This is a genomic window from Dyadobacter luticola (genome assembly GCF_005860805.1).
Lineage (GTDB): Bacteria > Bacteroidota > Bacteroidia > Cytophagales > Spirosomataceae > Dyadobacter > Dyadobacter luticola.
On record NZ_VCEJ01000004.1, the window covers coordinates 1,952,305 to 1,964,226 of the forward strand.

The 11,922-nt window shown below is 49.9% G+C and carries 10 protein-coding genes; 4 read left to right on the top strand and 6 right to left on the bottom strand.

Annotated elements, in window-relative coordinates; translation table 11 throughout:
* Positions 1-2: 2 nt before the first annotated feature.
* Both FEN17_RS18825 and FEN17_RS18830 read right to left on the bottom strand, forming a co-directional pair.
* A complete protein-coding gene (locus tag FEN17_RS18825) occupies positions 3-770 on the bottom strand; it encodes an SDR family NAD(P)-dependent oxidoreductase (protein ID WP_138366852.1) in 768 nt (255 codons plus the stop codon).
* A gap of 32 nt (positions 771-802) precedes the next feature.
* Positions 803-2,029, bottom strand: coding sequence for an enolase C-terminal domain-like protein (locus tag FEN17_RS18830; RefSeq protein WP_138366853.1), 1,227 nt, complete (start codon positions 2,027-2,029; stop codon positions 803-805).
* Between the two features lie 261 nt (positions 2,030-2,290).
* On the opposite strand from FEN17_RS18830, the gene FEN17_RS18835 reads away from it, so the two are divergent.
* Positions 2,291-3,169, top strand: coding sequence for an AraC family transcriptional regulator (locus FEN17_RS18835; protein WP_138366854.1), 879 nt, complete (start codon positions 2,291-2,293; stop codon positions 3,167-3,169).
* Between the two features lie 20 nt (positions 3,170-3,189).
* Here FEN17_RS18835 and FEN17_RS18840 read toward each other — a convergent pair whose 3' ends face one another.
* From FEN17_RS18840 to FEN17_RS18850, 3 genes are read right to left on the bottom strand one after another with little or no spacing between them, the layout of a single operon-like run.
* Positions 3,190-5,538, bottom strand: a complete 2,349-nt coding sequence (locus tag FEN17_RS18840; RefSeq protein WP_138366855.1) for a lanthionine synthetase LanC family protein — start codon at positions 5,536-5,538, stop codon at positions 3,190-3,192.
* A gap of 47 nt (positions 5,539-5,585) precedes the next feature.
* A complete protein-coding gene (locus FEN17_RS18845) occupies positions 5,586-6,743 on the bottom strand; it encodes a hypothetical protein (protein ID WP_138366856.1) in 1,158 nt (385 codons plus the stop codon).
* A gap of 14 nt (positions 6,744-6,757) precedes the next feature.
* On the bottom strand, positions 6,758-7,210 hold the full coding sequence (locus FEN17_RS18850) for a hypothetical protein (RefSeq protein ID WP_138366857.1): 453 nt from the start codon (positions 7,208-7,210) through the stop codon (positions 6,758-6,760).
* A gap of 426 nt (positions 7,211-7,636) precedes the next feature.
* On the opposite strand from FEN17_RS18850, the gene FEN17_RS18855 reads away from it, so the two are divergent.
* Positions 7,637-7,879 carry a hypothetical protein gene (locus FEN17_RS18855; RefSeq protein WP_138366858.1) on the top strand — a complete coding sequence of 81 codons (243 nt, stop codon included), beginning with the start codon at positions 7,637-7,639 and terminating at the stop codon, positions 7,877-7,879.
* A complete protein-coding gene (locus FEN17_RS18860; RefSeq protein ID WP_138366859.1) occupies positions 7,876-9,222 on the top strand; it encodes a M12 family metallopeptidase in 1,347 nt (448 codons plus the stop codon). Before FEN17_RS18855 ends, FEN17_RS18860 begins: the two co-directional genes overlap by 4 nt.
* Before the next feature lie 55 nt (positions 9,223-9,277).
* Here the strand turns inward: FEN17_RS18860 and FEN17_RS18865 are convergent, their stop codons facing one another.
* Positions 9,278-10,570, bottom strand: a complete 1,293-nt coding sequence (locus FEN17_RS18865; protein ID WP_138366860.1) for a hypothetical protein — start codon at positions 10,568-10,570, stop codon at positions 9,278-9,280.
* A gap of 210 nt (positions 10,571-10,780) precedes the next feature.
* Here FEN17_RS18865 and FEN17_RS18870 point away from each other — a divergent pair, with 210 nt between their 5' ends.
* Entirely contained in the window at positions 10,781-11,851 is a 1,071-nt protein-coding gene (locus tag FEN17_RS18870) for a sensor histidine kinase (RefSeq protein ID WP_138366861.1), read from the top strand.
* The last annotated feature ends 71 nt before the right edge of the window (positions 11,852-11,922 follow it).

Here is an 11,922-nt window from a genome sequence, read left to right on the forward strand (position 1 = left end):
TTTTATCTTTTATAACCCAGTTCGGCACCGCCGCCCACCGGCATGATGCAACCCGTCACAAACCGCGCAGCATCCGAGATCAGGAACACTGCCACATCCGCAATCACATCACCCTCAGGACAATAGCCCAGCGCATGAATGTTGTGCAGGTACTGCTCAATCTCCGCCGTATTCGGCTGCTCAGCAGACCATTTTCTCAACATTGGCGTCCAGACACCCGCTGGACAAACTGCATTTACCCGGATCCCGAAAGGCGCATAATCCAGCGCCATCGCCTTTGTCAGCGCACTCATGCCGCCTTTCGTCGCCACGTACGCCGCATGGTTTTCCTGGCCGATTTCGCCCACCATGCTGCTGGTGTTGAGGATGCAGCCTTTGGTTTTTTTCAAATGTTCAATACCGTATTTCGTCGTCCAGAAAACACTTTTGAGGTTGACAGAAAACACATTATCCCACTCTTCCTCAGAGGTTTGATCGAGTGGTTTGGAAGGGTTGGCAATACCTGCATTGTTGTGGATGACTTCGATTTTGCCAAATACCCCAACTGTTTTTTCAATCGCCTCTTTTACATCATTTTCCGAGGTAACATTTCCGGCAAAAGTGACCAGGCTGTCACCGCCAAATGTTGCTTCCAGGTCCTGCAAGGCATTTTCATCCCGATCCATCACCAGCACTTTCGCCCCGGCCCGGATGTAGGCGGCCGCGCAGGCTTTGCCGATGCCCGAAGCCCCGCCTGTGAGAAAAATGACCTTGCCCGCCAATGCACTCATATTGTTATTTTCTTTTGTTAAAATCTTGTATTTCAATCTTTTAAATCGCTGCTGCTGCCGGGTATCTGCGGCACCTGGTAGTAAGCGTCCACGATTTCTGCCGGGTTTATAAAATGTTGTTTCAAATGCGGAATGTGTTCCAGGAATAAATGTTCGTGGCCCATACCAATATGGTTGAACAAAACCAGATGCTGGTGTATCTGGCCCATATCGCCCACATGCGGCACCACCGGGATACCCATCCTTTTCGAAAGCAGGCTGATCGTCAGAAATTCCGAAACGCCGCCTACCCGCACCGCATCCACCTGGCAGAAATCCATTGCCTTCGCCTGGAAGAAATTCTTGAAAATCACCTTGTTAGGAATGTGCTCGCCCGTCGCCACTTTGAGCGGCGCAATGTTTCTGGCAATCGTCTGGTGGCCGATCACATCGTCGGGATGCGTCGGTTCTTCGATCCAGAAAGGATTGATTTCGCCCAGCTTTCTGCATATATCCAATGCTTCGGGCACATTCCATTTCTGATTGGCATCGACCATGATCGTCGCGTCGTCGCCGGCAGTTTTGCGGATCAGCCCGGCACGGCGGATATCGCGCATCGGGTCGTCGGAGCCCACTTTTAGTTTCAATGCGGTGAAACCATTGTCCATCGCTTTTTTGGTGTTGGCCACAATTTTTTCGTCCGAAAAGTTGAACCAGCCCACCGAAGTATCGTATCCTTTATAGCCTGTCGCCAAAACGTCCTGCCGCAGCGCGCGGGTCTGCAAATTTTCCGTCAGTATTTCAATGGCCTGTTCCCTTGTCAGAACTTCTTCCAGGTAGCTGAGGTCCAGCGAGTTTACCAGTTCTTCCGGCGTCAGGTCCAGCAACAGTTTCCACAAAGGTACCTGCCGCGATTTCGCCCAAAGATCATAGCACGCATTCACGATCGCGGCGAGGGCCAGGTGCACCACGCCTTTGTGCGGCCCCAGCCACCGGAACGAGGGTGAATCCACCATTTTGCGATAAACCGAGCCAAAATCCTGCATCAGATCTTCAATGTCCCGGCCGATCAGCGGCGCGGAAAGATATTCTATCGCCTTACAAACCAGGTCTGTGCCTACGCCGAGCGTAAAAGCAAGCCCGGTTCCCGTCAACGAAGTACCGGTTTTCAGGCAGCAAACCGCGTAGGCATATTGGGGTGTGGTATGGGTCGCGTCGGAGCCCACACCGTTTAAAAGGTCGAATCGTTTGTCTTTTATTTCGATGGAAGTGATCTGCATTCGTATATTTATGTCAATATGCTATTAGTGTTGAGAATGTTCCTTGTTTGCAAATGCCCCTGATCCTGTTTTGTTTTTAATCGAATTATAATCTGTATTTAAGTAAGTAAATGTGCTAATTCCGTCACTTTTGGGGGCAAAATTCAATGATATGCTTGTCTTGGATAGCCTTACTATTAAAGATATTGTACAAAATTATGGTCGGTAAATCCAGTAAGTTGATTTCAGGTTGATATTTTGTGATACTATGTTTGCATCTCCATGAAACCTACCTACGCACTGCTGCCCGATTTCGCTGAAATGCGGAAACCGTTCCTCGTTAAGAAGATCGTGAGGCCGTCTTTTTCCAAGGATTTTCACTTCCATACGGAGTGTCAGCTGGTGTATGTCCTGTCGGGTTCAGGCACGCGCATCATCGGCGATTCCATCGAGCATTTTGAGGAGGGCGACCTGACTTTTGTGGGGCCGAATGTGCCGCACGTGTGGTACAGCCAGTCAGATACTGAAATACATTTGAAGGAAGCGGTTTCGGTGGCGCTTTACATTAATCCGGATGCCGTGAGCCAGCATCTCGACGGGCTGATCGATACCAAGGAGCTGCGGCATTTTTTTAAGGAATCGGAGCGGGGGATCAGCATTTGCGGGGCGAAAAAAGCTTTGATCACAGACATTCTGCTGCAAATGCCCGGCCAGAAAAACATTGCGCTGCTGGCTTCTTTCGCAGAAATATTACATCAGCTGCTCGACCCGCAGGACCTTGTATGGCTCAATGTGCCAAACCTGGTTTCGGTCTACGCCGGCCAGGCGCCGGGGCGCGTCCACAAGCTGATGCATTACATTCAGCAGAATTTCAAGGAAGAAATTACTTTGCAGCAGGCGGCGTCCGTGGCCGGCTTGCAGTTGCATTCATTTTGTCGTTTTTTCAAAACGCTCACCAACCGGACATTTTCCGATTTCCTCAATCAGGTACGTATCGGCTTTGCGGCCAGGCTTTTACAGCAGTCGGATTTGCCGGTGACGCAGATAGCACTGGAATGCGGGTACGCCAATATTTCCTATTTCAACCGCTGTTTTAAGAAGATCAATAAAATGTCGCCGAAAGATTACCGCGCTTTGAGTGCACCGAAAGTAGAAGCGTAGGGTTTCCGGTAACATTTATATCATTCGAAAAGCGGCATTCGCGCAAATTCCGGCCTTTCGAGCTCTTCAAACAAAACCGCTGCGCCGATGTTACCCTTATACAAACTGTGGTTTTTCATCTGATTTGTATACATGTGCGGCAGCATTTCCTTCGCTAGGCGCCGGGCTTCGGTCAGATAAAAATCATCGTGCGTGGCTTTGTAGATGCTCAAAAGGGCGTAACATTCACCGGACCTTCCGCAGCATAAGCTACCATTCATACCCGCCGCTACCGCATTCAGAAAGTGCACGGCGGTTTTTCTGGCCAGTTCAAGGTAACTTTCTTCGTTTGTGAAGCGGAATAAAGCTGTCCACAAAAACACATATCCGGCCGATCCGTGGCACCAGCCGGTCCAGGAAACCGGTTCGTTGTTAGAAATTTCCCAGCGCAGGTACCCGTTTTCTTCCATCCCAAGCGAGACAAGCTGCCCGACTCTTTCGAAAAAATGAGCGGGTAAATGTTGCCCGGAAACTTTGCACCATTTTAAAGTAGCGTATAAAATCCCCGCCCAGCCATGCGCGATCCCCCGGTAATTGATCGGGTTTTGTTCCCCGATCGCTGCGTAGGAATCCACATTTGACCAAATGTCCGACAATACATTTTTGCCAAAGTTGAGCAGATCATTCCGGATGAATTTGTCATAAGTAGGCATATTTTCCATAATCAGCGAGCTGCCGATCAGCTCCGCCGACTTACCGAGTGTAAGGTCCAGATTTTCACAAGGCTGCGAGGCGTGATGCAGGAAATTGCGGACGGCATTGTAGTATCCGCCCAAATTCCCCGACGCCTGGCAAACCAGCGCCTGCACCAGATCCACGCCGCTCGGTGTGTGGTAAATCGAGGACCGTCCGATCGCAGAAGGAGTGAGGTCCATTTCTTTTGAATAAAATCCAGCATCCGGATCCTGCGTGTAACTCGCCGCACGGTCGCTCCACACATCTGCCAGGGCCAGGATTTCACTGTCGGAACGTATCAATGCCTTCCGCAGAAACAAGTAAGAAATGCCCGCCGCACCAAAGTTGACGGAGCTTTTCGGCGCCAGTTGCAGCCCGTTTTTCAAAAGTTTTCCATCAAAGCCATACTCGCTCAGAATTGAATCCCGGAAGACCTGCACCGACAATTTCTTGTCTTCGGAAGACCGGTCCGGGAAACTTTCCTGAACTTTCATCACGGCTAAATAGAACTCTTCAATGTTGCTGTATCTATCGTCTTTCCGCTTGGAAAGCGCTTTCAGGATCGTTTTTTCAATCTGATCGTCTATAACAATGTCCAGCTTTTGAAAAGGCACCGGCGCTTCTTCCACGATCTGCGTAAACAACGCTTTTTTATCAAAAGAAAAATGGAGGTAAGGCTTGCCGGTAAAAAGCTGGTAAATCAGTGCGCCGATCGCATATTGTTCACCCTCAAATGTGGCTGGCGGCGCGGGCTTGGCGTCGAGCACAGATTGCGCATATTCCGGTTCGAAAAAGAAAACCTGTCCGCCCCGTGCAGGATGCTGGTTTTTTGAAACCATCCTGGAAAGCCCAAAATCGATGATGTTCACCTCGCCCGATTCCGTCACGATGATATTGGCCGGATGCACGTCGCCGTGGATCATTCCCTGGCTGTGCAGATGCCGGTAAGCATTGAGCAGGCGGTTGGAAAGATCGAGTAAAGCAAGCACATTGGCCTGATCGTGCAGGTTTTGATATTTTTCGGCTGCCTGCAGGCACGGTTTTCCGTCCACCCAATCCATGATCAGATAGTGGTCATTTTCAAATTCGCCGTGTTCTGTCAGCGCGGGATTGACGAAGTTGTCGAGCGCACTTAAAATTTCAATTTCATTATAAAAATTCGCCAGCAGCTGCGGTGTTTTTTTGCTGGTTTTCAAAAGTTTAAGCGCATGTAGCCGACCGTTTTTACTGACTTTATAAATTTCAGTATCAGCCACCCCATCCAGTTTTGACACAACTTCATATTCCTTAAACCGGTCACCAGCCCTGAAAAATGACTTTTTCTGCCCGAAAGTATCGTCATAGGAAACGAGGAAACCTTCGTTTCGGAGCCGTGCCAGAAAAGTGTAAGAACCTTCCAGGATCTTCTGGGCGTCGAGGTTGTTGAGCAGCGCGTATGTGAGCACGCCTTCCGGCAGGGATTTGGGTTTGCGGAATTCCTGCAAAAGCGACGCAGAAGAGGCGTCGATGATCTTGCTCGTATTTCTTGCGTGCGTGTAAGTGATGATGAAATCGTCCGCTTCGTACTCGAATTTGGCCAGCGCCTGTTCGGGCAATGCTTCTACCGGCAGCACCTGAACATCTTCCGGCAGTATGTATAATTGATTGGAAGCCATGACTTTAAGATTTGTTTTATGATGGATTAAGTTTTACGCAGGTATTTTCAGGCAGCGGTCCAGGAGGTGGTATCAATCCCTTCCAGCATCATTTTTTTTAAAACAAAGTCAACGCTTTCTGACTGGCCAAGCTTTTCTGTTTTGGATAAAGCTATGGACGCTGCCAGTTTTTGGGTAACTGCACCTCGCCAGCTGCCTCCTTCAATATCCTTTAAAATCGTTTCGGAAGCGTGGTCCACACCCCAGGATAGGATGCCCGACTCGTCCAGCGGAGCGGTGAAAGGGACACCCTGCGCCTGGTGGTTTTTCAAAATAGGCGTGAGTTGGTCGGCGGCGGTTTTCAGCTGAGGAAAGTTTGTGAAGTAGGCCACGAATTTGTCGGGGCGGAGCAGACCTTCGCGGTTTATACCGATTTTGAAACTGAAAGCCTCAGACGCCGTGAGCACATTCACGGCCTTTTCGAAAACTTGGGGCAGTTCTTCCAAAACCGGACTGATATACATTTTATAAGTCTGGCTCAGCCTGGCATCGTGACGTACCTGCTGCCTCCGGCTCCACGAAATCCAGCTGAATTTTTCATTCGGCTCCTGCTTGTTCCAATGTTTCAAAAGCAGCCGGTCCAGCAAATTATTTTTGTTGATTCCCAAAAATGCTTCTACTTCTTCAAAAGTTGCCAGCACATTGTCAGGCGCGATAAAAAGCGGCACGGTGTTGTAGGCGTAAAGTTTTGCGGCCAGCGAAGTCGTATCTGTTTCATTTAAATAAACCGCATACCGGATCGCCCGGGACGACATTTCGAACAAAGGATGCGGACGGTCTTCGCCGCGCTCCTGTGATTCATAAATGAAATGTTGCGCTGCAAAACCGGAGTGAAAGTCCTGGCCAACCTGGATCTCGAAAATGCCTTCCAGTACCATTTTAGCCATTGTGCGGTTTACCTCGTCATCATATACGGATTTAAAATAATGCGGCAGCTCACCCGCTTTTTGTAAAAAATAAAAGAGGAGCGCCACTTCTTTGTAAGCCAGCCGGGCACTTTCGCCAGCTTCCGGGTTTTTCCGCCGGAATACTCCAAAGAACTCAGGGTCCTGGGTTAAATCCGCAAGCGCATGAAGCGCCTGCGGATTTAAATTTCCCTGCTCAATCAGCTCAAATGCCGGGTTTGACCGGAATGTGGCGTGCAAAAGAAATTTGACTTTGATCATCAGATTTGGACATTTTATCTGTTTCCGCGCTGTGTACGCACTTCTTCGATGGCTTCCTGCAATTTCTTTTCAAGCATATCCAGCTGGTTTGGCGCATCCTGGATCTTTACGTCTACATACTTTTGAAGCTCCGCCAGGCTGTTCCTGAAATCGTTCAGCTCGGTTTCCTCTAATTCGTCCACGACATACTGTACCGGCGTGGTGGTTTTCCAGACCGTGATGTCCGTGGTAATATAGGAAGGCAAGTGGCTGCAAGCCAGGACACTGCATCCGCCGCAGGTGAATGCCGGGCAAATCGTCGGCCAGTGGCAATACGAAATTCCCGCACAGGTGACCAATGTATGTGCCGGACAGTTGATCACCGTGTGACCGGCGCAAATGGACGGACTTACGAGCCTGCATACGTTGGTCTTATTGGGATCAAAGTTGACTGTAACGGCAAGGTCCTTGAATTTGAAAGTTTTCATGTTTTTTATTTTTGGATATGGCTAAATGGTGATGCTCTTGACTTTTTTATCCGGAAAAGATCAGTGAAAACGGTATCTCAAAACTCCTGCTGACTATCCCATAGCGCACCTCCTTTCATGAAAGACTTCGTTCGAAATATTCGATTTGTTATTTTTTAACCTGACAAATTTATACTTCGGGCAAGCCGTCTTTGAGCGTCAGACTACCCGTTTTTAAAATCAGGTATTTTGGCGCAGGCAGGTAAAAACACGATTTGGAATATGGGTAGCCGGTGTAGTAAATCTACTTGATTCCCTTCCGTTCAGCGATTTTGACGGGCCGTTCACCGATTACCGTCGGCTGGCGGCGGCGGGGCGATTTAGTTTTGGTCATTCAAATGCAGGGCGCATTTTCAAAAAACTACATCACATTCAATCAGCGTACTCATGAAATCATTGCATCTATTAGTCAAAACAGGATTGGTATTATGTGCCACACTTTACATTACCTCCTGCGAAAAACCGGAGCACGAAAATACGATCGTCAGCGCTCCGCAGGCCGGTATCAGCCGCGTAGATCCGGAGGTAGCGTATCCCGGAGAAAGCGGTGTACAGAAGCAGGGGACACTTTTTGGTAAAAAATCTCGTATGCCGAGATCGATGGAAAAGCGGTATTTGAAGGAGATATGATCCTGACGCCCGAGCAGCTGGGCCAGACCACGGGCGCACGTACCGAGGCGTTTACCAAAATACATTCACTCTGGCCAAACAACCGGGTGCTGTACACCATCGACAACGGTATCACCGACCAGAGCGCGGTCCTCGCGGCGATTGCAGAGGTGGAAGCCAACACGCCGGTACGTTTTGTTTACCGCCGACCCATGCCCAACATTCAGGGAGGCTTGCCAATTAAAGACAGTTATGTGACATTCGGACGTGCCAGGGGATATTCGTCTTCGGTTGGCAGGATTGGTGGGCAGCAGTTTATCAGCGTGCCGCTTGGTGCAACAAAAGGAGGTATCCTGCACGAAATCGGTCATACGCTGGGCTTGCTGCATGAGCATACCCGCTACGACCGGAATTCTGCCGTGAAAGTCAACCTTAATAATGTGGCCGAAATCAATAAATCCATTTTCACTGTTCTGGACGATGAGGGTTACGACAACCGGAAATACGGCGCCTTTGATTTCGGCTCCATCATGATGCTGGATTCCTATGCTTATTCGCAAAATGGTCAGCCAGTGATGACCACGCTCGACAACAAAACATTCGGCGTGCAGCGTGACCACCTTTCGACCAGCGATGCCAAATGTATCACTGCTATGTATTCCAATCTTTTTGCCGTCACACCGACGGGCGTCCTGGCAGGCGACGCGGCGACCGGGAAAAATGCGCCGATGGCCACAACTTATGCCGGCGCGGGAGAGATCTACGCAGTTTCGGAATCCCTGTTCCTTTCACAAGGCACTAGTATCATGAAACTGAATTTCAAATCGGGCTGGGGTTTTGGTGTAGGCGGAGGCTATGCGCCGGTAAAAGCGATCACTTATTACAAAGGCAGCATATTCGCTTTGCAGGAAGGTACCGTGTGGAAAATCGAGCTGAACAATACGATTAAACAAGCTTTTACAGGGCCTTACTGGTCATCGGCCACGGCACTCAGCTATGCATTCGGGCTTCCTTACATTGTGATGGGCGATAGCCTGTACATTATCTCGTGGGACGGCAAATCTTTCAGCAACTATGGCAGCGGATATAAAGGGGTTACGGAAATGGTTGGTTTGAAAAAAGGTCTTTACCTGATCAAACCCGACGGCAAACTTTACAAAACCGACCCGACCACCGGCATTATCAAGCTCCACTCTACAACCACTTTCTCACCCGGCGCGCAGCTCACTTCCGACGGTACCAACCTGCTGATCGTCAGCCAGGGAACATTATACAGTGTGGACGAAGCCGGCGCGGTGAAAACCATTTCAGGCGGCTGGGACAATGTGACCGACCTATCGTCATTCAATACAGAAGATCAATAGTAATCGCTTTCAAACCAGGCAGCAGCAGACACCCGCCCGCTGCTGCTTTATTTTTTTAAATCACCACCGGCACTGCCCGGAACCTGGCGGATGCTTTTTGCGGTTCAAGCTTGCCGCCGGCCTGTTCCCACCAGAAAGTGCCCGAAATGGTACCGCTGATGGCCTTCGTGTTACCATTATATTCGGTAATGTTGATTTCGCCGCCACCCGAAATCCACTCTCCGTTATCGTTGTAGTGGCCGTAGAGGTAGGGTACCCGCCCGAAGATCAGCGGCGTGATCATGACTGTGCCCGGCTGGTTAACTTTATAATGTCCTTTCCCTTTGAAACTGTCGATCGTGAAAAAGATGGACATCGTTTTGCCCTGTGAATCCGTAATAATGCCTTGCAGTGACGAACCCTGGATGGTCAGCCCGACGGTCGGGTTGGAATCGCTGCGGCCGCCGATCTCCATTTTGGCAGGAGAAATAATGGTCATGTTTTTGGTCAGGATCACATGACCGAACTGTTTCGCATCGATCTCAATTCCGATCGCGATGGGATTGTTGTCCGGTTCTTTGGGAGGGGCGTCATAAGTCGCTTTTGCGTAAGCATTATCCTCGATGATCTGGCCTACATTGCTGTAATTATTGCCCCCGGTACCGTCGGTTTGTCCATTTAATGTCCAGCGAATTACGCGGGAAGCTTGTATCACTTCCGATTTCAGCAAAGGGTATGCTAAGTCACCTGGTAGATTTTCTTTCCGGCCCGTTTGATAAATAGCCTTGATGCTGGCATGTTCGCCGGGAGCCAGTACATCTTTATCAATTTCAAGATAAAACTGCTCGTAAAATGCCCAGGGTGCCAGCTTGCTGACTGGTACCTCCACCGTGTGCTTTTCTTTATCGATCTTAACATCGGCCCGTCCCTGCCACACACCCTTTTCGTCCTGATAGGCCATACCCAGCGCTTCCGGGGCGGAGCCGTCCATGTCCGCGTCTTCATATTTCCACGCTACCACGGCATCTTTTTCGAGCGGAATGTTGGTGGGCGTCACGGCGTAGCCCAAACCCACGCCACCCGGGGCATGATTTTCCACCGGCTGCACTTTAATGGTGGTTTCCTTTGCAATTGCACCTGCGGGAAATGTGAATTTCAGGCGGCCGTCGGGCGAGGAAATGCTGCCGCCGGCCGGGCCGATGGTTTTGGAAAACGGATCTCCGACAGGCTGGCCCACGGGTGTCGGCGTGCCGGTTCCTGTCCCCGGCTGGGTTTCTTCAACCGGGTCTACGTTTTTTTCGGGCTTCTCGCAGGCGCACAGGGCGGCGAGGGATAGTGCAAACAATTTGGCTAACAGATTATTTTTCATGGCTATGTAGATTTTTAAACCTGGATCAAAAGTCCGTTGTAAATCCGCATCCTCCCAGGCCATGCAGACCAGCCTGAAATATTTCCCCGCCGGACTGCAAGAATCGCCTGCTGGATTGTCGGTCCGGTTAAGCGATTTTTTTCAAAGACCAGTATCAAAATTCTTCCGCGGAGTTTAGCTTAGTGTTGTCAAACCGCGCAAACCCTACCCATGCTCCTTCAATTCGTCGAACGCTTTCGGCCATCCTTTTTCAGCCGCCCCGAATGGTGGTTCAACATTGGCATGTTTGTGATTTGGGTACCATTTGGGAATTACTTTTTCTTCGGTCCCAGGTATTTGTCCGATATCCGCGTGTTCATCGTCGGCAGCCTCGGCGGACAAACCACTTACGCGATTTCAATCATTTGCCTGACCTTGCTGGTGCGCCGCATCATTGCGCTTTACCCCACATTCCGCCAAACTTCGGTGCGGACCTTGGTGATGACCATAGCCTTGGCCTCCACCTGCATTGTACTGAGCATTTTGTTTCTCTGGATATTCAGCCTCGTCCCGATCCTGGAAGTAACATTCAGCTGGGAAGTCGTCTGGCCTATTTGCCTGCTGGATGCCGTTTTTGCTTTTCTTTTTGGTGTCGGGCTCAACCTTACCTACGCCTACCAGCAGTGGAAAGCGGAGAAAATGGAAATCGAATCTTTGAAAAGCAAAGCCCTTGAACAGCAAATCGATGCATTGAAACAAAAAGTAAGGCCGCATTTTTTATTCAACAGCCTCGATTCCATTTCTGCATTATTATATGAGGACAATGCATTGGCGGAAAAACTGGTGGACGATCTGGCGCGGGTGTACCGGTATATGTTGCAAAGCAGCAGCCAGGAACAGGTGCTCCTCACCGACGAGCTGCTTTTTATCGCGTCCTATGCCAATTTGCTGCGGGTGCGGTTTGGTCAGCGGGTCCGGATTATGCTGCCGGACGCCAGCCTCAGATCTACGGCATTTATTTCGCCCCTGAGTTTGCAGATACTGATAGATAATGCTTTGGAAAACAACATCATGTCGGTCGCTTCGCCGCTGGTGATCGGGATTTCTTTACATGATAACCAGGTTACCGTACAAAATTCCCTGCAACGAAAACGTGTGCTGCTGCGCCAGGAGCGGCATGGGCTGGGCAATCTCATTATTAGATATAAAATGCTGACCAGTGAGCCCGTCGCCATCGAAGAAACTGAAAAACTGTTCAAAGTGACGCTCCCGCTGCTGAATACGGTTGCGCTGTTTCAGTAAGCGAAAATGACAGTTCAGCCGAAAACGCTACCGGTTGTACGCATGCTGTGGATACATTGGATCAGCATTTA